Raw genomic sequence first — 25,589 nt, 5'->3', positions numbered from 1 at the left:
CCTAGCCCAGCGCGCCGAGGATCGCGCCGATCAGCGTGAACTGAAGCGTGTGATAGCCGCCATTGATGAGCCAGAGAGCGAAGGGGCGATCTTCGAACAGGTAGTTGATGCCGAAGCTCGCTGCGACCCAGAACAGGCCGGCGGTGAAGCCGTACATCAGGCCCATTTCCAGCCCGGCATCGCGGCCGAGGAAGAAGCTGAAGGCGATGACGGCGAGCAGGTTGAGGATGAAGGCGGTGCCGTAAACCTTGCCCATATTGGCATCCTGCACGTCGGCTTCGGTCTTGCCGGTCAGTGCCATCCACTTCTTGCCGAAGAGCGGGCCGTACCAGATGCCGCCGAGCATGAAGCTCGACACCGAGGCGACGAGGATCGCGATCCAGTTCAAATCCATAATGCATTCCCCCTTGTGATGTTGGTCAGGCGATGGCCCGCTCAGCTTCGCGCATGAGCAGGTCGAGATGGGTACGCAAAACCTCGATATTGCGGTCGAACAGGGCGATGTCGCGATGCGTGCGTGCCTGCATGATGCCGCCCTCCATGATGGTCAGGATGAATTCGGCGAGCGCCTTGCGGTCGGTGTCGGCGGGCAGGCGCGGCCCGGCATCGACGAGACATTGTTCGACCGCGTCGACCCAGTTTGAGAAATTCTTGGCGATGAGTTCGCGGACCTTCGGGTCGGGCTCGCTAATCTCGAGCGCCAGGTTGCCGATCGGACAGCCATGCGCGAAGTCGCTGGTGACCAGCATGATGCGATAGCCGTTCAGCAGTGCGAAGATGCGCTCGATCGGATCGTCGACATCCTTCCACGCATAAGCGAGGAGGTTCTCCTCGATCCCGTCGCGATAATATTCGAGCACGGCGACCAGCAGGTCCTGCTTGCCGGGGAAGAAATGATAGAGGCTGCCCGAATGGACCTGCGTGCGAGACAGGATGTCGGCGATCGAAGTCGACTGGAATCCCTTGACCCAGAACAGCTCCATCGCTGCCTCGATGATCTTCTGTCGTGTCGCGCTGTTCATGGCCGTGGATCGTAGCCTTGGTTGAACGTTCAATCAAGTGGTCTGTGGCGCGGCGGTAACAGGCCGCACCTTAACTGGAATTAACCCTTGAAATCAGTGACAAAAGTGGATTGAAGGCAGGGCATCGCCATCCTGGCGGTCTTGAGTGAATGGGGTAATTTTCAAATATGCGTAAACTGATTCTGGTCGCTGCCGCGGCCGTCTCGCTGTCGGCCTGTGCCAGCAACAGCAACACCGTCGTTCTCGAAAATTCGCGCGTCGCCTACGAGGCGCAAAATGTCGAACTCGTCTATGATGAGGAAAACGCCACCGTGGACGTCGAGGAAGGCAAGCTTGCCAAGCTCGACGAATATCTGCGTTCGGCCTTCGTCGAGCGTGGCTTCACGCCGGGCGAGGACGGCCTGACCGTTCGCTACGGCTTCGTTGGTTATGACGAAGGCAGCCAGGCCATGCGTTACCTGGCCGGTGGTCTCGCCGGTGGTGCGAAGATGGTCATCGTCGCCGAATATTTCGACGCCGAGGGCAATAGCCTCGCCAAGATCCACGCCGAAGGCACCGTCGCCGGTGGCTTCTTCGGTGGTGATTCGGACAGCGCCATCAAGGGCGCCGCTAAGAAGATCGCGACCTTCGCCGAGGACAATTTCTCGGACGACGGCGAATAAGCTTCCTATCGCTTTGCCGATCATGACGAAGGGTCGGTCGCTTGCATGCGGCCGGCCCTTTTTCATTGCCTAAAGACCCCGGTAACCAGTTCATGTTATTGGGGCTTTCGATGCAAACGATCGGCCCCGACCCGCTCTACGCCGCCTTGCGCGACGAGCTGGAAATTGGAGAGTCGCTCCGCTGGTGGGGGCGGCCGGTGAAGGGGCCTGCCATCGTCTGGGGTGCGTTTGCCATCTGGCTGTTCGCGGTGCCCTGGACTGCCTTTGCCGTCTTCTGGACCTATATGGCCGCCGCCGGGATGAGCACGATGCCGTCCGAAGGCATGGGAGATATCCTGAAATATGCCTTCCCCGCCTTCGGGCTGCCCTTCATCTTTGTCGGACTGGGCATGATGGCCGCGCCCTTTTTTGCCGGGCGCGCCGAACGCGACACGATCTACGGAGTCAGCGACCGCCGGGTCATTCGCCTACAGGGCAAGGGCCGCAAGATGTCGGTAACGTCGATCGCGGCGCGCCAGATCGGACCCGTCATCCGCTCCGAACGCCAGGGTGTAGGAAAGCTCAAGATCCAGACACATAGCTACCAGGATGATGGCGATCGGCGCACCGGGACGTTCGACCTCAATGGCCTGGCCGATGCGCGCAAGGTCGAACGGCTGGTGCGCGAGCTTGGCCGCTCGGTCGATCCCGCGGCCCCGCGCGAACCTGCCAACGCGGCCTAGGCGCGCCGCTTCGTCGAAACAGGCTGGTCTGACCCCTGTAGGCGTGCATCCTGCTTTCCGACACGAGGAGGGCTGCGTCATGAAGCATGATCTCGATCCCGACGGCACGAGGCTGCCGATCCGCTACGACACCACTACCAATGGCGAATTCTCCCCACTGCCCGCCGATGCGCGGCAGCGGGCGATCAACGAGGCGGCGCAGGCGATGGCGGGGGAGCATGCGCGGCGGCTGGGATTGGGACGGCGCGCCTTCCTCACCTCGACCATGGGCGCGGCGAGCGTGCTGACTGCCTGCAACGCCGCCAACAAGAATGCCGGCGGATCGTTTGCGCTTGAGAAGGATGCGGCGCTCGACGAGGCCGCGGCGGACGCGACCTTGGCAGGCGACGAGTTCATTTTCGACGTGCAGATGCATTGCGTCGACCCGTCGATGGAATGGGCAAACGGGCCGGACGGGCAGGTCTGGCTATCCGCTCTGCGCGATGCCTTTCCGCAGCGGGTCAAATGCGATGGCGAGGACTTTTCCTGCTATTCGGCCGAGACACTGGCCAAGGAAGTCTTTCTCGACAGCGACACCGATGCGGGCGTGGTGAGCGCCTTGTGGGGCACCGACGAGACGAGCCCGACGCCGACCGCCTATGCCGCCGAGGCGCGCGACGTGATCGACACGTTGGAGGGCGATCATGCGCGTTGCCTGATCCATGGCGGCGTGCTGGCTAACGAGCCGGGCGAGATTGCGGCGATGGAGGCCAAGGTGACGGTGCACGGCATCAACGCCTGGAAACTCTACCCGCAATATGGCGTGACGCAGCCCGGCTATTGGCTCGATGACAGTGAGCCGGCGGCGGCTTTTTTCGATGAAGCGCGGCGCCTCGGCGTGACGACGGTCGCGGTGCACAAGGGCATTTCGCTGTTCCAGCAGGACCCGGCATTGTCGAGCCCGCGCGACCTCGGCAAGGCGGCGCTGGCCAATCCCGATTTCACCTTCCTGACCTATCATTCGGGTTTCCAGCCCGGCGTCCCGGAAGGCCCCTACAATCCCGACCAGCCGAACGGCGTCGACCGCCTGATCCGCGCCCACCAGGATGCCGGTTTCGCGCGCAACGAGGGCAATCTCTATGCCGAGATGGGGGCGACCTGGCGTATCCTGATGGGCCAGCCCGACCAGGCCGCGCATTATCTTGGCAAGCTGCTCAAACATTTCGGGGAGGAGCGGATCCTGTGGGGCACGGACAGCCTGTGGTTCGGTAGCCCGCAGGACCAGATCCAGTCCTTCCGCGCCTTCGAGATCAGCGAGGAATATCAGGAGCGCTACGGCTACCCCGCGCTTACCCAAGCGGCCAAGGCGCGCATCTTCGGCCTCAATGCGGCGGAGGTGTACAGCCTCGATCCGGCGACGGTGACGGCAGGACGCCTCAACGAAAAACGCGCAGCCTATGCGGCCGCGCGTAATCCGTCCTTCAGGACTTACGGACCCAAGGACCGGCGCGCGTTCCTGGGCCTCCATGCAGAGGCGCCGGGCGCGCCGGGCTAGGGCCTATTTGAGGACGCCCTTCGTCGCCATGCTGCGGCTGTACCACAGCAGGAAGACGGCGATGATGACGATGAGCCACGGCATGATCGTGGCGACAGCGCCTTCCATCGCCAGCGGGCGATCGGTGAGGCCGGCCATCTCGACGACGAGGCTTGCCATCATGCCGAGGAAGGAGACGAGGAACGCCGTGAAAGCGTGGCGCGAGCGTAAGAGGAGCAGGATCGAGCCGACGACCGAGCCCCAGACGCCGAACGCCCAGGCGGCTTCCTGCGACATCGGCATGGCATCGAGATAGGCGATCATTTCTTCCATGGTGACGCCCATGCTTTCGCCCATGGCGAGATATTCCTCGTTGCGCAGCTGGCTTTGCACATAGTCGTTGGCGCCGATGAGGTTCCACAGCAGCGAGACAATCCCCACGGCCCAGAGGTGCCAGGGTGCCTTGGGCGCAGCGGCTGTTTCGTTCGAGGTGACGATATGGTCGGTCATGATTGAAATCCCCCTTCATCCCAATACGAATGCGAAGGAGACTGCTCTTTCGGGGCCGTAACGTCAATCAGCTGGCGTCGGGTGCGCTCCAGCTGGCAGCGATATCGTCGCGGTCCTCGTCGGCATCGAGGCCGACGGTCACGCCGCGTATCGCCAGCGCGGCGCGGGCTGCTTCGAGCGGTTCTGCCGGGCCCTGCAAGGTGATGCGATTGCCCGTGCGTTTGGCCGCCCATGCGATGAGGTCGACCGCGTCGAGGTCGAGCGCGCCTTCTTCGTCTATAGAGATGGGGGGCAGCGGGCGGGCCGGCGGTGCGATCTCGACGCCCCAGCCCGTGGCATCGGCGGCGATGCGATCCTCGAGCTCGCGGTAGGCGCGTAGGCTCGCCCCGTCGATCGGGCGGGCACGGACGAGCGCGCGGCGCTTTTCGCGATCGATGATGACATCGCCCTCGTCGACGCCGGCAACCAGCGCAAGCTTTTCGATCAGCATGTCGATCTGGCGCTGCGTGGCTTCGGCCTGCGCGCGGCTGCGCGCGGCGCTCAAGGCAGCCTCGGCGGCATCCTCGCCGACCGCGACCTGGAATTGTTCGATCTCGACATCGACCGGCCGGCCGAGCGAGTCGGTCAAGGCGGCTTCGGCGCGGCGCTCGGCCTCCACCTCGACATCGGGGGTGAAGACCACCGAGCGAATGGCGAGCGGCGTCGCCTCCCAGTCGATCGACGGCGTCTCGAACCGCGCGCGGCTATCGAACTCGCGCGCCAGCGCCTGGTTGATGGCGCGCGTCGCGCGCGTCTCGAAGGCGATGTTGGACAGGCTGATGGTGAGCGGCACGGCGAGGATGGCCAGCGCCGCCACGATGATGACCGACTGGATGGCACCGCGCTTCTTCGAAAGGGCGGTACGGAAGCCATAGAGGCGCGCCATTGCGGCAGCGGCCGCGGCGATGGTGACAAGGTTGGTAATAAACAGCATCAGGGCGCCGCCGAACACGCTCCAGTTCCACGTCGCGAGACCGAAGCCGACGACCGACAGAGGCGGCATCAGGGCGACCGCGATGGCAACGCCGACGATCGTCCCGGCACGCCCTTTGATCATGGCGTAGGCGCCTGCCAGTGCGGAAAAGAGCGCGACGGCAAGGTCGAGCAAATTGGGTCTCGTGCGCGCGGCAATCTCGCTGGTGACGGTCTGGATCGGGCTCATCCAGGTGATGAAGGCCGACAGGAGGATGGCGGCGAGGACGCCCGCGAAGAGCGTCTTGCTACTTTCGCGCATCCATTTGACGTCCCAGATGGCGAGCGCGAAGCCGGCCCCGATAATCGGGCCCATCAGCGGCGACAGGAGCATTGCGCCGATGACGACAGCGGGCGAAGACAGGATGAGGCCGAGGACGGCGATGCCCGCCGACATGCTGGTCATGAAGATGTAGCGGCCGTTAAGGCTGCATTCTTCCTTGGTCCGGCGGATCGCCGCCATCTGGTCGACCGGCTTGACGATATTGCGGCGCCACCACTGGCGGGCCAGCGCCAGCATGCGGACGCGCTCGTCACCGAAGGCGCGGCGCTGTGTCTGTTCTGCCTCTTGGGTGGCAGCGGTCCCCGTTTGATCCCCGTTCATGGCAGCTTTCTAGCGGTTTGCGGGGAGATCCGCCAACGAATTAGTGGCCTAGGCGCAACAGCTTCCCGCAAGTTGCACGCTGTGTCGGCAAAAGGACTTTGCGAGAGGCGCGTCCATGGTATCGCGGACGCAACTTGAGTTGAGCGTAGTTGGGGAATTTTCCATGAAAAAGATGATGTTGGCTGGCGCCGCGGCGCTGGCATTGGCCTCGTGTGGTGGTGGCAGCGGCGGTAGCTCTGGCGGATCGAGCGGCGGCGGCTCCGGCGGTGGCTCGGGCGGCGGGCTTGCGGTGACGTCGGGCACCAGCTTCACGGTCACCGAAGGCAATCTCTCGCCGGTTCAGCTGACCGCCAACCGGTCGGGCGTCACCTACTCGATCAGCGGTGACGATGCGGCGTTGTTCGACCTTGACGGCGACATCATCCAGTTCCGCGGCAATCCGAGCTACGAGAGCCCGGCCGATGCCGATGGCGACAATGTCTATCGCTTCAATCTGACCGTCAGTGTCGGCGGCGAAAGCGAGACCGTTGCCATCACCGTGACCGTCCAGAACGATCCCGAAGGCGTGGTCATGACGCGCGTCGCATCGGGGCTCGGTAACATCGTATCGGCAACGCGGGTCGGCTTTGACCGTATCGTCGTGACCGATGCGAACGGCAATATGAGGGAATATAACAACTCGACCGGCGTGCTGAGCGACCTCGGCCAGGCCGCCAACATCGACCTCGGTGGCGGTGGCGCGATCGTGTCGCTGGGTTGGTCACAGGATGGCGAAGATGGCGACCTGTGGGCCGTGCTCGATCGGAATGCAGGCGAAACGCATATCGTGCTGTGGAACAACGGCATCGGCAATGCGCCGCTCGAGGTGACCAATTTCATGTTCTCCGATCCGGGTGAAATTCACGCGGTGATTTCGGGCCATGAGGTCGGCTTCGGCGACAATGGCGATCCGGCCAGCGCTGCCGACCAGAACAGCCTGTTCGGCACGATCCAGATGCTGGTGCGGCAGACCGATCCGATGGGTGTGGAAACGGCACGGCTCGAATATGTCGCGCATGGCTTCCACCGCCCCTATCCGACCTCGACCTGGTGGCTCGATCAGGGCGAGCAGTTCGACGAGGGCAATCAATGGATGTTTGGCGGCAACTTCCAGTGGCCGACCATGGACGGCTTTGCGAGCACCGGCTTTTCGGGTTCGATCCCGACCACCGGCACGCCGCAGACGCCCGTCGTCGCCATCCCACGGGGCACCGGGGCGCTCGAAAGTGCGGGTCTCGTCGGCGCGGCCGCGGGTATCTATGTCACGACTGACGGCACCGACGTGATCCTGGTCGATGCCGCCGGCAACTTCTTCAGCTGGAGCCAGTTCCGCCAGATGGAATTTGGCCAGGGCCTTGAAAATCGTAACGAGGACTTCACGCCCGATCAGGGCTCGGTGGACCAGCCTGTCTTCATGGGGATGGTCGACAATTCTCCGGTCGGCGGGTCGCTTCGTTTCCCCGTCATCGTCGACCGAGACGGCGACATCTTCATCGTGACCAGCGCGAACCCCTAAACGCCATTCGTCGAAGCGGCGATTGCGCAAGCGGAGGCGGCTGAGCTAGGGACAGGGGCATGAAACAGATCATGCCCCTCGTTCCGCTGCTCCTCCTTTCCGCTTGCGCGCGCACCGAACCGGTAAGCGATGCCGAGCTGGAGGATGTCGAAACCACTGCGCCCGTCGGTCAACCCGACCTCGAAGTCGATGATGACGGCCCCGAGGCGCTGCCGACCAGCGCGATGAGCTGGATGGTCGAAGGCGACAGCGCCGTCTATGGCGCCAGCGCGTCGGAGCCGGCCTTTGCGATCAATTGCCAAGATGGCGGCAACGGTATCGATGTCGTGCGTTATGGCGCCGAGGGCTCGGGCACGGCAGGCAGCCTCAGCATCGTCGGCAATGGATCGACCGCGACCGTCCCGGTCGTGGCCAGCGAAGCCGGCGAAGAAGGCGAGTTCAACTGGAGCGCCTCGCTCGAGCGTGGCGAGCTGGCGACGAACTTGGTGACGGCATTCGGCAGCGACGATCCGGTCAACATCAATGCGACGGGTGTCGAGCCGCTGATCCTCAGCGCGACGCCGGACCTGCGCGGCTTGCTCGACCGCTGTGCCGGAAGCAGCGAACAGGAAGAGGCTGACGACGCGGCTTGAGCCGTTTTCCTCATCTAACCCCAACAAGAAAGGGCGGCGGGCCGATTGGCCGCGCCGCCCTTCTTTTTGGGCCGGTGCCCGCGCCGGCTAGAAGCCGAGCGTCAGGCCGACCGAGGCTGCGGTCTCTTCGCCGTCACCCTTGTCGACGGTGGTCGTGGCCGACACGTCGAGGCGGAGCGAGGAGAAGATCTGCGCCGAGAAACCGGCACGCAGGCGACCGTAAATGTCGTCGTCGAGTTCACCGACCGTCCACGAATTGACGATTTCGGGGCTCGCCGTCTGCGAGAAGGTGAAGTCGCGCGGACCGCCCGACATTTCCTTCTCCAGCATGATGCCGCCATAGGGGCGCAGCTGGATGCCTTCACCGGCAAAGTCGCCGCGCACTTCGACACCGACCGAACCGCGGGTCGAGCTGATCTGCGCTTCCGAAACGCTCAGCGCCAGCGCGGCGTCGCCCATTTCGGTGTACGGATCGACGTCGACGTCGAGATGGTCGATGGCGACCACCGGACCGACGCGCAGCTTGCCGACATTGGCGAGGTAGCCGATCTTGCCGCCGACAAAGAAATGTTCGCCGTCCGCCTGACCTTCGAGGCCGAGGCTGTCGACGACGCCGCGGCGCTCGATCTCATGATCGTCGGTGCCGATGCCGACATAGGCCTGCGCAAAGACAGGGCCGAGCGCGTAGGCGCCATAGACCGAGCCCGACAGGCTGGTGGATTCGGTTTCGGCGGCGCCGTTGAGGAATTCGGCTTCGGGCATGCCGTAGCGGACCGCGAGGCCGATCATGGCATTGCCGGCACCATATTCGAGGCCGGCAGCGACGCCGTAATTCTCGATGGCGTAGGCATCGCTGTCCATGGTCATGCCGGTGGTGCGGCTGAAGGTATCGCCCTGGACGAAGAAGTTGAGGCCTTCGCCGAGGCCGCCGTCACGCGGGCTGCTGCCGTCCATGCGGGCGGTGACCGCGCGGCCCATCTGGCGCGCATTGTCGAGCGCATTCTCGCTCGGCGCGACAAGGGTCAGCGGGGCCTGCAACTGAGTAGCGACATATTGCGCGACGATGTCGAAGCCTGCCGACGTCAGGTGCAGCGCATCGCCGTAGAACAGATACTTGGCAGCTTCCGCAGGGTCGGCAGCGCAGGTCGTGTCCGGGAAGATCGGGCAGACCGCACCGACGAGGCCGAACTCGGAGAAGTTGGCACTGATCGACTGGTTCACCGCGCTGAGGTCAAGGTAGTGAACCATCACGCCATTGGCAGCGTAACCGGCCAGGACCTGACGGATCTCGGCATTGAAGGTCGTCGAATATTCGTTGCGAATTGCAGCCGCTTCCAGCGGATTGGGCTGACCGGCAACCTCGGGGATCTCGGCAGTGTTGCCGGCGAGAAAGGAGATGTTGCGTGCGCCGGCGTCGACCAGGAGGTCGAGACCGAATTCGGCTTGCGCGGCGGAGGCGACGGCTGCCGAGGCAGCACCGGCGAAATCGCCACCCTGCGTTTGGTAGAAGCGCGCATCGTTGCCGCCGATTGAAATGGCAAGCAGGTCGTTTTCGTCGAACGTGCCGTTCACGGTCGGGAAGGCGCCGCCGCCGCCCGACAGGAACGCGCCATATTCGGTCGCGAAGCCGAGCGGCGGACCGTTAGTGTTGGTGTTGTCGGTGAGCGCGCCGCCGATAGCGAAATTGTCGATCGGGGCATCGAGCAGAATGCCGAGCGTGTCGATATAGTTGGTGCCGCCGGAGAAGCGTCCGGTCGGATAGACGAGCGTATCGACGGGATCGAGCCCGACGAGTTCAAAGAAGTTGCCATCATCGGCATAGCTGTCGCCGAATGCGACGATGCGGTCGACGCGCTGGGCGTGTGCGGCCTGCGGCAGCGCCATCGTGGCTGCGGCGCCAAGCAACGTGGCGCCGAGAAGCTTTTTCTTGGTCATGTTTTTCCTCTCCTGACGGGCTGTGAGACGCGCCCGCATACAAATAGCCCGATCAGGAGTGCCGCGCCTCTTGTTGCAACACAAGTGTAAGCAAGCGCGAAAGGCGCACAAATTTGGCCAAGTGGTGCGCGCGAACCACAATAAAATCATCGCGCTGTCCTACAGATAACCAATATGGTTATATATTGCGACTCGGACGATCCGGGCCGTAAGGGCCCTTCACTGACGGAAGGCGGCCACATGAAGCCCATGGAATATGCGAGCGCGGAGGCTAAGGTCGATTTTGTCGACCGACTTGTCGATGCACTGATCGAGCGCAAGGGCGGTTTCGTCGACCATCCCGATGATCGCGGCGGGGCGACACGCTGGGGCATCACCGAGCGGGTGGCACGGGCGCATGGCTATGCCGGGCCGATGCGCGAACTGCCGCGCGAAGAGGCGCGCCACATCTACCGGCGCATCTACTGGCTGCGGCCGCGCTTTGACGATGTTGCCGAACGATTGCCGCTGGTGGCGGCCGAACTGTTCGACACCGGCGCGAATATGGGGCCGGCGGTTGCGGCGACGTTCCTGCAGCGCGCATTGAATGCCTTGAACCGGCAGGGCCGCGATTATCCCGATCTCGTGCCCGACGGGCGTATTGGCGAGAAGACGCTGGGCGCGCTGGATGCCTTTCTCGACAAACGCGGCAGGAAGAATGGCGGCATCGTTATCCATCGCGCGCTCGAGGCTTTGCAGGGCGCGCGCTATCTTCGGTTGGCCGAGACACGGCCTGCCAATGAAAGCTTTCTTTATGGCTGGCTCGCCAATCGCCTCGGACCGGTCGAATGAGCGGTCCGCATCAGAAACGCGCCGGTAGAATGAGGCTGCCGAACTGGAGCCCGCGCGACTGGCGCGCGATGATCGCTTTGTGGGCCTCGGTCGCTGGCGCGGCGGTGCTGACCGGCCTTGCCGCTTGGCTGGTGCGCTTGATCCACACAATGGCGCTTGCCGATCCGGCCCTCGCGCCGCGCACGGTGGATGTGCTGGCGCGGTTCAATTACGGCTTCATCGCGATCATCGGGGCGATCCTGCTGAGCCTCGGCCTCGCCATCAATCGTCGCAGCTTTCGTGCCGAGGCCTTCGGGGCGAGCATCGAGGCCGACGGCGGTGCACGGCACCCTGACGAGGGAAGCTGTGATGCGTGAGCTGCTTCATCTGAAAGACCCGCTCGCCTGGCTTGGCCTGTTGCTCGCGGTGGTGCTGCTCGCAACGCCCATCGCCTGCCAAGTCCATCGCAAGCGCGCCGCCGAAGCGCGTGTCAACGAGGCGCAGGCCGACGCAGCGCGAGAAGCGGGCCGCGACGCCGTCGAGACGGTCGGCCGCGCCGCGACCCGCGAAGCGCAGGGCGATGCGCTTACCCGATCCAACGACAAGGAGATCCGCAATGCCCAAGGTGCCGATGCGCGCGTGCATCCTGATGCTCATGCTGCCGGCCTCGACAGCCTGTGTCGGCGCGCAGCCTATCGTGACAGCGAGCGCTGCCGATTGCGCGAGCCTGCTCCCCGCTGACTGGCGCGAGGGGGTCGCCGGGGCCGACCTCCCTGAGGCGGCCGCGACGACAGGTGACTGGATCGCCTTTGCCGATGCCCAGACCGGGCGGCTCGATGCGGCGAATGGTCGCACCCGCGATGCCATCGAGATCGTCGAGAATTGCGAAGCGCGCGAGCGGGCCGCGATTGCCCGCGCAAAACGTCGCGGCGGCCTGTTGGGGTGGATCGGGCTCTAGCCGACGCTACGGAAATGCTGCGGTTTGTTCGCGGGTGCAACATTTGCTAGCAAATGCGCGAATGAAAGTGCCCACGACCACCACGCGTCGCCTGAAGACGCCCGAAGTGCCGCGCCGCGCCAAGCGCTGGGCGAGGCGCGTCGCCGTGGCGGGCGAGCAGTCGCTCTATGTGCTCGATCGCGTGGGCGTGTCGCCGGCGACCCTGCTCGACCGCGCAAGCAAGCTGCGCGAACCCAAGAAGGCCAGCCGCCGCATCGCCACCGGGGTCCGCTATGGCAGCGACAAGCGCCAGCGGATGGACATCTACGTGCCCCAGAAGCCGGGGCCGCACCCGCTTCCCGTCGTCACCTTCTTCTATGGTGGCGGTTGGGTGCGCGGGCATCGCGACGAGTTCGGCTTTGTCGGACGGGCGCTTGCGGCGCGCGGCTATATGGTCGCGATGCCGGACTATCGCCTCGCGCCCAAGCACCGCTTCCCCGCCTTCATCGAAGATGGCGCGGCAGCGATGGCCTGGCTCACCGAACATGGGGCGACGCTGGGCGGCGATCCGACGCGCCAAGCTGTGGGCGGGCATAGCGCAGGCGGGCATCTTGCCGCATTGCTGGCGCTCAATCCCGATTATCTTGACGCGCATGGCGTGCCGCATGACCATGTGAAGGCCGCGGCCTTGCTGTCGGCGCCGACCAATTTCCTGCCGTTCGTCGACTGGCGCGCCATTTCCGCGCTCGGCCATCACGAGCCGGCGCACGAGACGCAGCCCATCAACTTCGCCCATGCCGCCGCGCCGCCCATCCTGTTCCAGCATGGCCGCGCCGACCGCGTCGTGCGCGCCCGCAACGCGCAGCAATTGCATGCCAAGTTGGTCGAGGCCGGCGCCGATGCCGAACTGATCCTCTATCCCGGCGCGACCCACTCCGATCCGATCAAGGCCTTCAGCCCGCTCTTCCAGCGTTTCCCGGTGGTCGAGGACCTCGACGACTTCCTTGCCGGGCACCTTGGCTTGCACGACTAGGCTTCGCTCCCCACATCCCCTCTCGAACCAACGAGAGGATTAGAGTGGAACAGTTTCACGGAACCACGATCATCGGGGTCAAGCGCGAGGGCAAGACCGTCGTCGCTGGCGACGGACAGGTCAGCCTCGGCAATACGGTGATCAAGCCCAATGCCACCAAAGTCCGCCGCCTTGGCAAGGACGGCAAGGTCATCGGTGGCTTTGCCGGCGCGACCGCAGATGCCTTTACTTTGTTCGAGCGGCTGGAGGGCAAGCTGGAGGCGCATTCGGGCAAGCTGATGCGCGCTGCGGTCGAACTCGCCAAGGACTGGCGCACAGACAAATATCTCCGCAACCTCGAAGCGATGATGATCGTCGCCGATGCCGAAACGATGTTAATCGTCACCGGCAATGGCGACGTGCTCGAACCCGAGGGCGGCATCGCCGCGATCGGATCGGGCGGCAACTATGCGCTCGCCGCCGCGCGGGCGCTGTCCGATTATGAACCCGACGCGGAAAAACTGGCCCGCAAGGCGATGGAAATCGCGGCCGAAGTCTGCGTCTTCACCAACGACCGCCTGACGGTCGAAACGGTCTGAACGAGATGAACGAACATATCCCCATTACCAAGGCGCAGCCGCTTACGCCCAAGGCGATCGTGGCGGCGCTCGATGAACATATTGTCGGCCAGAAGGACGCCAAGAAGGCGGTCGCCGTGGCGCTGCGCAATCGCTGGCGCCGCCAGCAGCTCGGCAGCGAACTCAAGGCCGAAGTCACGCCCAAGAACATCCTGATGATCGGGCCGACCGGCTGCGGCAAGACAGAGATTTCGCGGCGCCTGGCCAAGCTTGCCGATGCGCCGTTCGTCAAGGTCGAGGCGACCAAGTTCACCGAGGTCGGCTATGTCGGCCGCGATGTCGAACAGATTGCGCGCGACCTCGTCGAGGAAGCCGTGCGCCTTGAGCGCGAACGCCGCCGCAAGAAGGTCAAGAAGGCCGCCGAGGATGCCGCCATGGAGCGGCTCCTGGATGCGCTGACCGGCAAGGGCTCGACCGAAGCGACGCGGGCGAGCTTCCGCGAGCGGTTCGCGGATGGCAGCCTCGATACGGCCGAGGTCGAGATCGAGGTGGTCGAAGCGCCGCAGACGCCGTTCGACATGCCGGGCCAGGGCGGCATCGGCATGATCAACCTGTCGGACATGATGAAGGGCCTTGGCGGCCAGATGCCGCGCAAGAAGCGCAAGCTGAAGGTACCTGACGCTTATACCCGGCTGGTCGACGAGGAAGCTGACAAGCGCCTCGACGATGACGACGTCAATCGCGCTGCGCTCGAGGATGCCGAGGCCAATGGCATCGTCTTCCTCGACGAAATCGACAAGATTGCGGTGAGCGATGTGCGCGGCGGCTCGGTGAGCCGCGAAGGCGTGCAGCGCGACCTCTTGCCGCTGATCGAAGGGACGACGGTCGCGACCAAGTACGGGCCGCTCAAGACAGACCATATCCTCTTCATCGCTTCGGGCGCATTCCATGTGGCCAAGCCGAGCGACATGCTGCCCGAACTACAGGGCCGCCTGCCGATCCGCGTCGAATTGCGCGCCCTGACGCAGGAGGATTTCGTCGCAATCCTGTCGGATACAAGGGCGAGCCTCACCGACCAGTATCGCGCGCTTCTCGGCACGGAAGACGTGCAGATCGACTTTACCGACGAGGGCATCGAGGCGCTCGCGCGCATCGCGGCTGACGTCAACGAGAGCGTCGAGAATATCGGCGCACGGCGTCTGCAGACGGTGATGGAAAAGCTGCTCGAAGATATCAGCTTCGAGGCCGAGGACCGCGCTGGCGAGACCGTCGTCATCGACGCGGCCTTCGTCGAGAAGCAGCTCAGCGACATTGCCGGTGATACCGACTTGTCGCGCTACGTCCTCTAATCTTCGCCGGGCTCCCGGAAGCGCCAGGGCAGGCCCTTTGAAAAGGGCACCCAGAGGCTTGTCTCGACGCCGGCAATGCGCAGGCGCGAGGCGACCCACTGGTTGCAGGTCTGAACGGCGCTGAAGGGACCTTGCCCTGCATAGAAGGCATCGGACGGGAAATAGCCGTCGACGTCGGCGAGCAATTGCGGCTGGCCGTCATCATCAAGGTCGAAGCTGGAGCGCACCGCCTGGTAGAGGCGGCGATATTCTGCGGGGCGCAGGCGGATTTCGGCGACGGCGAACCTTGCGGGGTCCTCGACATATTGGACATGCATGACCCGCTCGCCATCGACGAGCGCGTTGACGGCGACGCCGGGACGCAGGTCGCCCCAATCCTCCGCCGTGGTGTAGATGCCGAGGTCCCCCGCGCCGATCATGACATGGCTGGCGCTGGCCCAGAGCGGTTCGGCGAGATGATCGGCAGGAAAGTTGGGTCGCCAGTCGAGCCCCTCGGCGGCGACCGGGAAGGCGATGTCGAGATGGACGCCATTGTCGACCAGATAGACGGTCGTGCCTTCTTCGGGCTCTTCCCATGATGGATTGAGCGGCACGATGGCGCCCAATGCAGCAAGGCCGAGATAGCAGGCAAGCGGAATGGCGATCGCGGCGAGGATGCGCCGCGGCCAGCTCGATCTCAGTTTTTTACGTTTGCGCTTGGGCATTCGGGCTTGGTGGCAGGGGTAGTGCGTGATGAAAAGAGTTTAGCGTGGCTCGATGATTGCACCGACCTCGATGTTGCCGATCTGCGCGTCGCTGGTCGCCCATGCCGCAGCCTCGCGTAAGGCTTCGCTGGTTTCGAAGATGCAGGTTTCGAGATATCCGTCTTCGTAGGTCAGGCCTTCGATGTGGGCCATCTCTTCGACGCATGGAGCCCTGCTGAGGTGCAGCTCGTCACCGACCTGATTGATCAGCATGTAGTTTTGATCGTCCATTTCTTCGTCGAGCCCGTTCGACTGGACGACGAACCAATGCTCCTTGAATTGCATGAGGTAGAAACGAAGCTCGTCGCCTTCGACGCTGATCGTGTAGCTGCGGTCTTCGTTGAGCTGGATCGTCGCTGCCGCGGAACGTTCATTGTCGGTTTGGTCATGCCAGGTGAAATTCCCGGCTTCGATGGGCGTATCGGCATTTCCGGCGTGGATTAGCACGCTTTCGGAGGCCCAGCAGGACGCCAAAGCCGCCGCCGCGAACGAAATTGTCGCCCAGCGAACGAATGCCGGATGTTTCATGACAGCGCTCTCCTCTCAAGCAGCTACACCGTATCATTCTCGACGGATTGCTTGAAGCAGCGCAATTGTTCTTGAAAAAATGGTCGGGGAGACAGGATTCGAACCTGCGACCCCCACACCCCCAGTGTGATGCGCTACCAGGCTGCGCTACTCCCCGACCGGTGCCCGCATTGAGCATGGGTATCGCCATGCGGGTCAGGGGGCGGCCTCTAGCGCCGACTTGCCGCCCTTGCAAGCGCCCACTGGCATTCCCAACTGCCTTCTGATAGCGAAGCGCATCTTTTTTAGCGGGGTGGGGCGCATTCGCTGCGACAAGCGAATCGCGTTACCCATGCCGCGCCTTAGACAAGAGTGCATGATCCCATGACCAATATCCTTCTCGTCGCCGCTGCAGCCCCCGCTTCGGGCGGTGGCAGCTTTATCGGCGGCCTGATCCCGCTCGTCCTCATCTTCATCATCTTCTGGTTCCTGCTCATTCGTCCGCAGCAAAAGCAGATGAAGCAGCACCAGGCGACGATCGCCGCGACCAAGAAAGGCGACCAGGTCGTCACCGGTGGCGGGCTGATCGGCAAGGTGACCAAGGTCAGCGATGACGAGGTCGAAGTCGACCTGGGGGGCGGCATGAAGGTCCGCGCGGTCAAGTCGATGCTCGCCAAGGTCGTCGACCCCAAGGCCAAGCCGGCCAACGACTAGGACTTAAGGCACCAACATGCTCGATTTCCCCCGCTGGAAGGTCTGGTCGATCTGGGCGATCATCGCCATCGGCATCGTCCTGTCGATCCCCAGCCTGCTCAGCGAGCGTCAGCTCGAAAGCTATCCCGACCAGCTGCCGCAATCGCGGATCAACCTGGGTCTCGACCTCGCCGGCGGTTCGTACCTGCTGCTCGAGGCTGATGCCGCGGACGCCGCTGTCCAGCGCCTGACGGCGATGGAAGAGAATATCCGCAACGAATTGGTACGCGGCGAGCCGCGCGTGCGGATCGGCGATATTTCGCGCAGCGAGGGGCAGCTGTCCTTCATGGTCCGCGACGTGACGCAGGTCGACGAAGCGGTCGAGCGCCTGCGCGCCATGACGCAGCCGGTCGGCTTTACCGGCCAGCGCGACTGGACCGTGGAAGTCGAGGATACGAGCCGCATCATCGTCGCGCCAACGGCCGATGGCGAACAGCGCGCGCTGGCCGATGCGGTCACCGTCGCGCGCGACGTCGTGCGTCGCCGTATCGATCCGTCGGGCACGCGCGAAGTCACCGTCCGCACCTCGGGCGAAGAGCGGATCGAAGTGATGGTGCCGGGTGTCGATGATCCCGAAGCGCTGAAGGACCTTATCGGCCAGACGGCGCGTCTCGAGTTCCGACTTGTCGACCTGACCGCCAGCCCCGAGCAATTGAGCCAAGGCCGCGCGCCCGCCGGCAGCGAGGCCATTCCCTATCCCGATGCCCCGCCCGGCGTCCCCTATGTGGGCTATGGCGCGGCCGACGGCATTCCGCGCATCGGTCTCGAACGCCGCGTCATTGTTTCGGGCGACCAGCTCGAAAATGCGCAGCAGAGCTTCGATGCGCAGACCAACGAACCGGTCGTCTCGATCAAGTTCAACCCGCAGGGCGCGCGCCGTTTCGGCCGCGTGACGCAGGAAAATGTCGGCGAACCCTTCGCCATGGTGCTCGACGGCAATGTCCTGTCGGCACCCAACATCATCCAGCCGATCCTTGGCGGTAGCGCGCAGATCCAGGGCAACTTCACGGTCGAGAGCGCCAACCAGCTCGGCATCGCGCTGTCCTCGGGCAAGCTGCCGGTGAAGCTGGACGTCATCCAGGAATATACGATCAGCTCGGACCTCGGTCAGGACTCGATCGAGAAGGGCATGCTCGCCTCGATCGTCGCGACGCTCGCGGTACTCATCTACATGCTGATGACCTATGGGCGCTTCGGCCTCTATGCCAATGCGGCATTGGTCGCGAACGCCTTCCTGATCCTCGGCGCGATGGCCGTGTTCAACGCGACGCTGACATTGCCCGGCATTGCCGGCTTCGTCCTCACCATCGGTGCCGCGGTCGACGCCAACGTGCTGATCAACGAGCGTATCCGCGAGGAACTCCGACGAGGACGCAAGATCCTCGACGCCATCGAACATGGCTACAAGGAAGCCTCGACCGCGATTTTCGATGCGAACATCACCAACACCATCGCCGCGGCGATGATGTTCTACTTCGGCTCGGGCCCCATTCGCGGGTTTGCCGTGGTGCTGCTCATCGGCATCGTGACCTCGGTCTGGACCGCGGTGAACTTCACCCGGATGCTGGTCGCCGTATGGGCCCGCGCCAAGCGCCCCAAGAAACTTCATATCTAGGGGCGCGGGAAGATTATCATGAAACTCATCAAACTCGTTCCCGACAATACCAATGTCGACTTCATGCAGTTTCGCAAGATCGCGATCTGGATCACCATGCTGCTCGCCATTGCGGGTTTCGTCCTGACCGGCGTTCGCGGTCTCAACCTCGGCATCGACTTTGTTGGCGGCCAGGTCGTCCAGGCCGAATTTGCCGAACCGGTCGATATCGAGGACCTGCGCGGCAGCGTGGCCGATTTGGGGCTTGGCGATGCCTCGATCCAGGAATTCGGATCGCCCACGACCTTCCAGATCCGCCTGCCGGTTCCGGAAGGCGAGGAATCCGAAGCCAACCGCGTCGTCGGCGAATTGCGCGGCGGTCTTGAAGCCGCCTATCCCGGTGTTGACGTCGGTTCGGGCCAGCTCGTCTCGGGCAATGTCAGCCAGGAACTGGCTATGGACGGCGCATTGAGCCTCATCTTCGCGATGATGGGCATCGCCGCCTATATCTGGATCCGCTTCGAATGGCAGTTCGGGGTCGGCGCATTGGCGACCCTGTTCCACGATATCGGCCTGCTATTGGCCTTTTTCTCGATCACGCAGTTGCAGGTCGACCTCAATATCGTCGCGGCCTTCCTGACGGTGGTCGGCTATACATTGAACGATACGGTCGTCATCTATGACCGCATCCGCGAGAATCTGCGCAAATATCGCAAGATGAACATCGTCCCGCTGATCAATCTCAGCCTCAACGAAACGCTGTCGCGCACGATCACGACCTCGGTCGCGTTGTTGCTGGCGATCGGCGCGATGCTGATTTTCGGCCCGGAAGTGATTTTCGGCCTGACGATCGCGATCTTCCTGGGGCTGTTCATCGGGACCTATTCGTCCATCTACATCTCTGCGCCGTTGCTGGTGATGCTCGGCGTGACCGGCGACAGCTTCGTCCATGACGAAGACAATGTCGCCAATCGCGAGCAGCGCCGCGACGATGGTGCGGTGGTCTGAGGCGACTGACTGCGCGAAGCCGCTTGGCGAAGCCTTAGAGGAAGGTTAGAGTTACCCTTATGTCCATCCGTAATCTTCGCCACGCGGCGCTCATCGCCGCCATCGCCCTTCCGCTCGGTGCCTGCGCCGGCGGCGGTGGCGGCAATGCGCTCGACACCAATTATGTCGCGCGTGACGTCAACACGCTCTACGCGCTCGCCAAGGATCGCCTCGACAGCGGCAATTGGAACCGCGCTGCCGAACTGTTCGAGGAAGTCGAGCGCCAGCATCCCTATTCGGTCTGGGCGCGCCGCGCGCAGCTGATGGGTGCGTTCGCCCACTACCAGTCGGGCAGCTACACCGATGCCGTCTCGGCAGCGCAGCGCTTCCTGACCATCCATCCCGGCAACAAGGATGCGCCCTACGCGCACTACCTCATCGCGATGAGCTATTATCGCCAGATCGAGGATATCAGCCGCGACCAGAAGATCACGCAGCAGTCGAAGGACGCCTTCGAAGAGCTGGTGCGTCGCTATCCCAACAGCCAATATGCCGCCGATGCGCGCATCAAGATCGACCTCGTCAACGACCAGCTGGCGGGCAAGGAAATGGCGGTCGGCCGTTTCTATCAGGACTCGCGTCGCTGGATCCCGGCGACCATCCGCTTCCGTAATGTCGTCGAGAATTACGAGACCACCGCGCATGCGCCCGAGGCGCTGCATCGCCTGGTCGAAAGCTATCTCGCCATCGGTGTGCCCGAAGAGGCGCTGAAGGCGGCGGCGGTGCTCGGCGCCAACCACCCGGACAGCATCTGGTATGAGCGCAGCTATGAACTCATCCAGGAACATCACCCCGATTATTGAGGTCAGCTAAATGCTGCGCCGTCTCTCGATCAGGAATGTCGTGCTGGTCGAGCGGCTCGACCTCGATTTCGAGGCCGGGCTGGGCGTCCTGACGGGCGAAACCGGCGCGGGTAAGTCGATCCTGCTGGACGCCTTGGGCCTTGCGCTCGGCGCGCGGGCGGAGACCAGTCTCGTGCGCGAGGGCGCCGAGCGCGCCGAAGCGGTGGCCGAGATCGAGGTCGCCGCAAACCATCCTGCCATGACCCTGCTCGACGATGCGGGAGCGGAGCCCGAACCTGGCGAAGCTTTGCTGCTGCGCCGCCGCGTACGCGCCGATGGCGGCTCGAGCGGGCAGGCCTGCGGGGCGAGCGTGCCGGCCAAGGTGCTGCGCGCGGCGGGCGACATGCTCGTCGAGGTGCATGGCCAGCATGCCGATCGCGGCCTGCTCGATGCCAAGGCGCATCGCGGCATGCTCGATGCCTTCGGGCAGGTGGATACGACGACGATTGCCGCGACATGGGGCGCCCTGTCGGCGCTGCGGCGTGAACGCGCGGCGCTTGCCGAGGAGATCGAGGCCGCCAAGGCCGATCGCGAATGGCTCGACCATGCCATTGGCGAGATTGAGGAGCTGTCGCCCCAGCCGGGCGAGGAAGAGGAATTGGCGGGCCTGCGCCAGCAGATGAAAGATGCGGCGCGGATCGAGGATGATCTCACCGACATCGAGCCGCTCCTGTCGGGCAGCGAGGGCGCCCTCTCGCAGATGCGCCAGGCCGCGCGAGCATTTTCGCGCGTCAGCGAGGTGCATGAGGGGCTTGCCAATGCGCTGACCGCGATCGACCGCGCGATCATCGAGGCGGACGAGGCAGAGCGGCAATTTGCCGAGGCGCGCGCCGAACTGGTCCATAATCCGCAAGTGCTGGACGAAGCCGAGGAACGGCTGTTCGCGCTGCGCGGGCTGGCGCGCAAGCATCGCGTCGAGGTGGAAGGGCTGCCGGCCCTGCTCGGCGACCTTGTGAAGCGGCGCGATGCGATCACGACCGGCGATGCACGCCTCACCGAACTGGATGGCGAGATTGCCAAGAGCGAGGCGGCCTATCGCAATCTCGCTGCAGCCCTCACCGAGCAGCGCAAGTCGGCTGCCAAAGCGCTCGATGCGCGCGTGGCCGAGGAATTGGAGCCGCTGAAGCTCGGCGCGGCGCGCTTCGTCACCGATATCACCGATGCCGAACCGGGTCCGGCGGGCAGCGACCGCGTCGAATTCACGATCTCGACCAATCCGGGCTCGCCCTTCGGGCCGCTCGGCAAGATTGCGTCGGGCGGCGAATTGTCGCGCTTCCTGCTCGCGTTGCGCGTCGCGCTTGCCGAAGTGGGCGGGGCGGGCACGATCATCTTCGATGAAATCGATCGCGGGGTCGGCGGCGCGGTCGCCAGCGCCATCGGCGAACGCCTCGCGCGGCTGGCGGAAAAGCACCAGGTATTGGTCGTCACGCACTCGCCACAGGTCGCCGCGCGCGCCAGCCATCATTACCGCATCGCCAAGTCGAGCGATGATGGCGTGACGCGCACGAGCGTGGAGCGCCTCGACGATGCCGCACGGCGCGAAGAGATTGCGCGCATGCTGTCGGGCGCGGCAGTCACCGACGAAGCCCGCGCAGCCGCCGCGAAATTGATGGAAGCCGCTTGAACAGGGAAGATACGTCCATGAACCACACCGAACTCACCCAGACCCATGACGGCACCGAGCTCGTCCACCTTGCGATGGACGATGGCAGCGGGGTCGCGCGGCCTGGCGTGGTCATCCTGCCGAGCTTCCTCAATCGCGGGCCGGTCGAGATCGATCATGGCCACCGACTGGTCGACCTTGGCTATTCGGTGCTGGCAGCCGACACGTTCGGCAAGGACATGCATGGTCTCGATGGCGGCAACGAAGAAGATCGCGGTCGCGCCTTCGAGGAAATGAACAAGCGTCTCGAGGATCGCGGCGCCTATGTGAAGCAGCAGCAGGCCATCCTCGACTTCGCCAAGGGCCTCGACAGTGTCGACGAGACTAAGGTGGCGGTGATGGGCTTCTGCTTTGGCGGGCTGTGTACCCTCGACCTCGCGCGTTCGGGCGCGGACTTCGAGGTTGCGGCCAGCTTTCACGGCCTTCTCAAGATCCCGAATTTCGCCACCCAGAAGGTGAAGCCCAAGGTTGCGGTCTATCATGGCTGGGACGATCCGATGGCTCCGCCTGCCGATGTCGTTGCCTTGGGACAGGAACTGACCGAGCAGGGTGCCTGCGACTGGCAGATCCATGCCTATGGCGGGGTCGGCCATGCCTTTACCAACCCCGATGCGGGCAAGCTGGAAATCGATGGCGTGAGCCACGACGCCAATGCCGCCAAGCGCAGCTGGAACAGCTTTGTCGACCTGCTCGAGGCGACGCTGCGCCGATGAACGAGCCCATGCCTCTCTGGCAGAACCGGAGTGCCTATCTGCCGCTCCTGTTCCTGATCCTGCTCATGCCCTGGGCGGCATTTGCGGTGATCGTGATTGCGGGGGCGATGCACATCGTCCAGCCGCTCTTCTATTTCTACCTGGTGATGATGGTGTTTGTCTTTTTCGTCGGCATCCGCCTCATCAAGGAGCGCCCCTCGCTCGGTCTCTATAAGGCCGTGCGCGTGATGGTGGGCGTTTCGGCGCTGCCGACCTTCATTGCCGGCATCTATCTCGTCAGCACGCTGGAAGCGGCGCGATGAGCGATGTCGAGCAGCTGTCGGAGGCCGAGGCCGCCAACCGGCTGATGCGGCTCGCCAAGGCGATCGCGCGCGCCGATGCGGCCTATCACGACCGCGACGATCCCGAGATTTCGGACGCCGAATATGACGCGCTGGTGGGTGAGAACAAGGCGATCGAGGCGGCTTTCCCGCACCTTGTGCGCGAGGACAGCCCCTCGAAGAAGGTTGGCCACATGCCGACCTCCGCGCTTGGCAAGGTCACGCATGCGCGGCCGATGCTCAGCCTCGACAATGGCTTCGATGCGGAGGAGGTGCGCGACTTTGCGGGACGCGTGAAGCGTTTCCTCAACCTCGATGCCGACGCGCCGGTGGCTTTCACTGCCGAGCCCAAGATCGATGGCCTGTCATGCTCGCTGCGCTATGAGGGCGGCAAGCTGGTGCTGGCGGCGACGCGGGGCGACGGGTCGGTGGGCGAGGATGTGACGCCCAATGCGCGGACCATCGCTGACATTCCCAAGACGCTGGACGGAGCGCCCGCCGTGCTGGAGGTGCGCGGCGAAGTTTACATGGCGACCGAGGACTTCCAGGCCTTGAATGCGCGGCAGGAAGCGGCGGGTGACAAGGTTTTCGCCAATCCCCGCAATGCTGCGGCGGGCAGCTTCCGCCAGAAAGACCCCAAGGTCACGGCGGCGCGTCCGCTGCGCTTCTTCGCGCATGGCTGGGGCGAGATTAGCGAGGTCCCGAACGAAACGCAGGCCGAGGTGGTCGCATGGCTGGAGAAGCTCGGCTTTCCGGTCGATCCGATGTTCACGCGTTGCGAGAATATTGCCGAAGCGCTGGAGCAATATGATCGTATCGCCGAGGCGCGGCCCTCGCTCGGCTACGAGATTGATGGCGTCGTCTACAAGGTCGACCGGCTGGATTACCAGGAACGGCTGGGACAGGTGGCGCGCGCGCCGCGCTGGGCGCTGGCACACAAATTCCCCGCCGAACAGGCCGAGACCATCCTCGAAGCCATCGATATCCAGGTCGGGCGCACGGGCAAGCTGACCCCGGTCGGGCGCTTGAAGCCGATCGGCGTCGGCGGTGTCGTCGTCTCCAACGTGACGCTGCACAATTTCGACGAGATCGACCGACTGGGCGTCAGGCCCGGTGACAAGGTCCGCATCCAGCGCGCCGGCGATGTCATCCCGCAGATCGTCGCCAACCTGTCGAATGCGAGCGGCCGCGATCCCTATCCGCGCCCCGACACCTGCCCGGTCTGCGACAGCGATGCCGTGGCCGAGGAAAGCGAGGTCGACATTCGCTGCACCGGCGGACTGATCTGCGAGGCGCAGCGCTTCGAGCGGTTGAAGCATTTCGTATCGCGCGGGGCGATGGATATTGACGGGCTGGGCGAGAAATCGGTGGCCGAATTCCTCGAGCTTGGCTGGATCGAGAAGCCGTCGGACATCTTCACGCTGAAGGCGCACCGCGAGGACTTGCTCGGCCGCGAAGGCTGGAAAGAGAAGTCGATCGACAATCTCCTTGCGGCCATCGAGGCGCGCAAGGGCTTCGATCCCGGCCGCTTTCTGTTCGGGCTCGGCATTCGCCATGTCGGTGCGGTGACAGCCAAGGACTTGATGAAGGGCTTCGGCTCGGTCTCGGGCCTGATGGAGGTGGCGCAGGCCGACGATGCGCTGGCGCAGCTCGTCTCGGTCGATGGTGTCGGCGAGGTGGTCGCGCAGGCGATCATCGACTTCTTCCACGAACCGCATAATCGCGAGGAAGTGGCGCGGCTGATCGAACGCGCGGCACCGGCCGACTATGTCAGCGACGTCCAGGAAACCGCCTGGAGCGGCAAGACCATCGTCTTCACCGGCAAGCTGGAAAGCGTCAGCCGCGACGAGGCCAAGGCACAGGCCGAACGCATGGGCGCCAAGGCGGCGGGCAGCGTGTCGTCCAAGACTGACCTGCTGGTCGCGGGACCGGGCGCAGGCTCGAAGCTTAAGAAGGCGCAGGACCTTGGCGTGCAGGTGATGACCGAAGAGGAGTGGCTAGCTGAGGTTGCACGGGGCTGATGGCGACGCTTCACTTTTTTTGCGGCAAAATTGCCTCGGGCAAATCGACATTGGCCAAGAAGCTAGCGGGCGATGGCGTGCTGGTTTCCGAGGACCATCTGCTGGCGACTCTCTATCCTGGTCAGATTCGCAATCTAGACGAGTTTGCCACGGCTTCGCGCCGCATGCGGGCAGCGATGGCGCCGCATTTTGTGGCTATCTTGCGCGGCGGGCAGGACCTCTATCTCGACTTCCAGGCCAATACGGTGAGATCGCGCGAATGGGCCAGCTTACTCGCGGGCAGCGCCGGTGCCGAATTGGTCGTCCATTATCTCGATGTCAGCGATGCCATCTGCAAGCAGCGGCTGGCCGACCGCAACGCCGAAGGCGAGCATGAATATCAGGTCGACGAAGCGACCTACGACCAGTTCTCGGCTTTCTTCGTGCCGCCTTCGGAGGATGAAGGGTTCAGGGTCGAAATCTACTAATTTCGTGCCCCTGTCGCATCGCCCGACCCTGCGGCGTCTTCCCCGTGAAGCCTGCATGGTGCAGGCT

At 64.0% G+C, this 25,589-nt stretch carries 28 protein-coding genes and 1 tRNA gene; 21 read left to right on the top strand and 8 right to left on the bottom strand.

What is annotated here, in order from left to right:
* Position 1: 1 nt before the first annotated feature.
* Together NDO55_RS07955 and NDO55_RS07950 are read right to left on the bottom strand one after the other, a co-directional pair.
* On the bottom strand, positions 2–394 hold the full coding sequence (locus NDO55_RS07955; RefSeq protein ID WP_252114088.1) for a DUF1761 domain-containing protein: 393 nt from the start codon (positions 392–394) through the stop codon (positions 2–4).
* 25 nt (positions 395–419) lie between these two features.
* Complete coding sequence (locus NDO55_RS07950; protein ID WP_252114086.1) at positions 420–1,022, bottom strand: TetR/AcrR family transcriptional regulator; 603 nt, start codon at positions 1,020–1,022, stop codon at positions 420–422.
* 167 nt (positions 1,023–1,189) lie between these two features.
* Between NDO55_RS07950 and NDO55_RS07945 the strand changes: the two genes are divergently transcribed.
* From NDO55_RS07945 to NDO55_RS07935, 3 genes are all read left to right on the top strand, one after another.
* Positions 1,190–1,684 carry a hypothetical protein gene (locus NDO55_RS07945; RefSeq protein ID WP_252114084.1) on the top strand — a complete coding sequence of 165 codons (495 nt, stop codon included), beginning with the start codon at positions 1,190–1,192 and terminating at the stop codon, positions 1,682–1,684.
* 92 nt (positions 1,685–1,776) lie between these two features.
* On the top strand, positions 1,777–2,406 hold the full coding sequence (locus NDO55_RS07940) for a hypothetical protein (protein WP_252114082.1): 630 nt from the start codon (positions 1,777–1,779) through the stop codon (positions 2,404–2,406).
* Between the two features lie 79 nt (positions 2,407–2,485).
* Positions 2,486–3,940 carry an amidohydrolase family protein gene (locus NDO55_RS07935; protein WP_252114080.1) on the top strand — a complete coding sequence of 485 codons (1,455 nt, stop codon included), beginning with the start codon at positions 2,486–2,488 and terminating at the stop codon, positions 3,938–3,940.
* A gap of 3 nt (positions 3,941–3,943) precedes the next feature.
* Here NDO55_RS07935 and NDO55_RS07930 read toward each other — a convergent pair whose 3' ends face one another.
* Together NDO55_RS07930 and NDO55_RS07925 are read right to left on the bottom strand one after the other, a co-directional pair.
* Complete coding sequence (locus NDO55_RS07930) at positions 3,944–4,429, bottom strand: hypothetical protein (RefSeq protein WP_252114078.1); 486 nt, start codon at positions 4,427–4,429, stop codon at positions 3,944–3,946.
* A 67-nt stretch (positions 4,430–4,496) separates the two neighbouring features.
* Positions 4,497–6,044 carry a DUF389 domain-containing protein gene (locus NDO55_RS07925; RefSeq protein ID WP_252114077.1) on the bottom strand — a complete coding sequence of 516 codons (1,548 nt, stop codon included), beginning with the start codon at positions 6,042–6,044 and terminating at the stop codon, positions 4,497–4,499.
* A gap of 163 nt (positions 6,045–6,207) precedes the next feature.
* Here NDO55_RS07925 and NDO55_RS07920 point away from each other — a divergent pair, with 163 nt between their 5' ends.
* Both NDO55_RS07920 and NDO55_RS07915 read left to right on the top strand, forming a co-directional pair.
* The gene (locus NDO55_RS07920; RefSeq protein WP_252114075.1) at positions 6,208–7,599 is read left to right on the top strand and encodes a hypothetical protein; all 1,392 of its coding nucleotides are present in this window, start codon (positions 6,208–6,210) and stop codon (positions 7,597–7,599) included.
* 59 nt (positions 7,600–7,658) lie between these two features.
* Positions 7,659–8,231 (top strand): hypothetical protein, encoded by a 573-nt coding sequence (locus NDO55_RS07915; protein WP_252114073.1) that lies wholly within the window; start codon positions 7,659–7,661, stop codon positions 8,229–8,231.
* Between the two features lie 87 nt (positions 8,232–8,318).
* Here the strand turns inward: NDO55_RS07915 and NDO55_RS07910 are convergent, their stop codons facing one another.
* Positions 8,319–10,166, bottom strand: coding sequence for an autotransporter domain-containing protein (locus NDO55_RS07910; protein ID WP_252114072.1), 1,848 nt, complete (start codon positions 10,164–10,166; stop codon positions 8,319–8,321).
* A gap of 240 nt (positions 10,167–10,406) precedes the next feature.
* Here NDO55_RS07910 and NDO55_RS07905 point away from each other — a divergent pair, with 240 nt between their 5' ends.
* The 7 genes from NDO55_RS07905 to hslU all read left to right on the top strand — a co-directional run bounded on the left by NDO55_RS07905 (position 10,407) and on the right by hslU (position 14,852).
* The gene (locus tag NDO55_RS07905; protein WP_252114070.1) at positions 10,407–10,997 is read left to right on the top strand and encodes a glycoside hydrolase family 108 protein; all 591 of its coding nucleotides are present in this window, start codon (positions 10,407–10,409) and stop codon (positions 10,995–10,997) included.
* Positions 10,998–11,026: 29 nt separating this feature from the next.
* Positions 11,027–11,353, top strand: a complete 327-nt coding sequence (locus NDO55_RS07900; protein WP_252114068.1) for a hypothetical protein — start codon at positions 11,027–11,029, stop codon at positions 11,351–11,353.
* On the top strand, positions 11,346–11,717 hold the full coding sequence (locus NDO55_RS07895) for a hypothetical protein (protein WP_252114066.1): 372 nt from the start codon (positions 11,346–11,348) through the stop codon (positions 11,715–11,717). The genes NDO55_RS07900 and NDO55_RS07895 overlap by 8 nt, the downstream gene beginning before the upstream one ends.
* Positions 11,674–11,934, top strand: a complete 261-nt coding sequence (locus tag NDO55_RS07890) for a hypothetical protein (protein ID WP_252114064.1) — start codon at positions 11,674–11,676, stop codon at positions 11,932–11,934. The genes NDO55_RS07895 and NDO55_RS07890 overlap by 44 nt, the downstream gene beginning before the upstream one ends.
* A 61-nt stretch (positions 11,935–11,995) precedes the next feature.
* Entirely contained in the window at positions 11,996–12,946 is a 951-nt protein-coding gene (locus NDO55_RS07885; protein WP_252114062.1) for an alpha/beta hydrolase, read from the top strand.
* Positions 12,947–12,990: 44 nt separating this feature from the next.
* Positions 12,991–13,524, top strand: coding sequence for an ATP-dependent protease subunit HslV (hslV, locus tag NDO55_RS07880; protein ID WP_252114060.1), 534 nt, complete (start codon positions 12,991–12,993; stop codon positions 13,522–13,524).
* 5 nt (positions 13,525–13,529) lie between these two features.
* Entirely contained in the window at positions 13,530–14,852 is a 1,323-nt protein-coding gene (gene hslU / locus NDO55_RS07875; protein ID WP_252114058.1) for an ATP-dependent protease ATPase subunit HslU, read from the top strand.
* On the opposite strand, the gene NDO55_RS07870 is transcribed toward hslU, so the two are convergent.
* From NDO55_RS07870 to NDO55_RS07860, 3 genes are all read right to left on the bottom strand, one after another.
* Positions 14,849–15,556: a TIGR02117 family protein gene (locus NDO55_RS07870; RefSeq protein WP_252114056.1), complete on the bottom strand. Its 708-nt coding sequence runs from the start codon at positions 15,554–15,556 to the stop codon at positions 14,849–14,851. The genes hslU and NDO55_RS07870 overlap by 4 nt on opposite strands.
* Positions 15,557–15,595: 39 nt before the next feature.
* Positions 15,596–16,123, bottom strand: a complete 528-nt coding sequence (locus NDO55_RS07865) for a hypothetical protein (protein ID WP_252114054.1) — start codon at positions 16,121–16,123, stop codon at positions 15,596–15,598.
* An 80-nt stretch (positions 16,124–16,203) separates the two neighbouring features.
* Positions 16,204–16,280 (bottom strand) — tRNA-Pro (locus tag NDO55_RS07860).
* A 206-nt stretch (positions 16,281–16,486) separates the two neighbouring features.
* On the opposite strand from NDO55_RS07860, the gene yajC reads away from it, so the two are divergent.
* From yajC to NDO55_RS07815, 9 genes are read left to right on the top strand one after another with little or no spacing between them, the layout of a single operon-like run.
* Positions 16,487–16,816 (top strand): preprotein translocase subunit YajC, encoded by a 330-nt coding sequence (gene yajC, locus NDO55_RS07855; RefSeq protein WP_252114053.1) that lies wholly within the window; start codon positions 16,487–16,489, stop codon positions 16,814–16,816.
* Positions 16,817–16,832: 16 nt separating this feature from the next.
* Complete coding sequence (secD, locus tag NDO55_RS07850) at positions 16,833–18,470, top strand: protein translocase subunit SecD (protein WP_252114051.1); 1,638 nt, start codon at positions 16,833–16,835, stop codon at positions 18,468–18,470.
* 18 nt (positions 18,471–18,488) lie between these two features.
* Entirely contained in the window at positions 18,489–19,457 is a 969-nt protein-coding gene (gene secF, locus NDO55_RS07845) for a protein translocase subunit SecF (RefSeq protein ID WP_252114049.1), read from the top strand.
* Between the two features lie 59 nt (positions 19,458–19,516).
* Entirely contained in the window at positions 19,517–20,299 is a 783-nt protein-coding gene (locus tag NDO55_RS07840; RefSeq protein WP_252114047.1) for an outer membrane protein assembly factor BamD, read from the top strand.
* A 10-nt stretch (positions 20,300–20,309) separates the two neighbouring features.
* On the top strand, positions 20,310–21,962 hold the full coding sequence (recN, locus tag NDO55_RS07835; RefSeq protein WP_252114045.1) for a DNA repair protein RecN: 1,653 nt from the start codon (positions 20,310–20,312) through the stop codon (positions 21,960–21,962).
* A gap of 17 nt (positions 21,963–21,979) precedes the next feature.
* Positions 21,980–22,714 (top strand): dienelactone hydrolase family protein, encoded by a 735-nt coding sequence (locus NDO55_RS07830; RefSeq protein ID WP_252114043.1) that lies wholly within the window; start codon positions 21,980–21,982, stop codon positions 22,712–22,714.
* Entirely contained in the window at positions 22,711–23,016 is a 306-nt protein-coding gene (locus tag NDO55_RS07825; RefSeq protein WP_252114041.1) for a hypothetical protein, read from the top strand. Before NDO55_RS07830 ends, NDO55_RS07825 begins: the two co-directional genes overlap by 4 nt.
* Complete coding sequence (gene ligA / locus NDO55_RS07820) at positions 23,013–25,055, top strand: NAD-dependent DNA ligase LigA (RefSeq protein WP_252114039.1); 2,043 nt, start codon at positions 23,013–23,015, stop codon at positions 25,053–25,055. The genes NDO55_RS07825 and ligA overlap by 4 nt, the downstream gene beginning before the upstream one ends.
* Positions 25,055–25,522, top strand: a complete 468-nt coding sequence (locus tag NDO55_RS07815; protein ID WP_279639096.1) for a P-loop nucleotide/nucleoside kinase family protein — start codon at positions 25,055–25,057, stop codon at positions 25,520–25,522. The genes ligA and NDO55_RS07815 overlap by 1 nt, the downstream gene beginning before the upstream one ends.
* Positions 25,523–25,589: the final 67 nt, after the last annotated feature.

The sequence above is a fragment of the Sphingomicrobium sediminis genome (assembly GCF_023805295.1).
GTDB classification, from domain to species: Bacteria; Pseudomonadota; Alphaproteobacteria; order Sphingomonadales; family Sphingomonadaceae; genus Sphingomicrobium; species Sphingomicrobium sediminis.
This window is presented reverse-complemented; position numbering and strand designations above follow the sequence as displayed.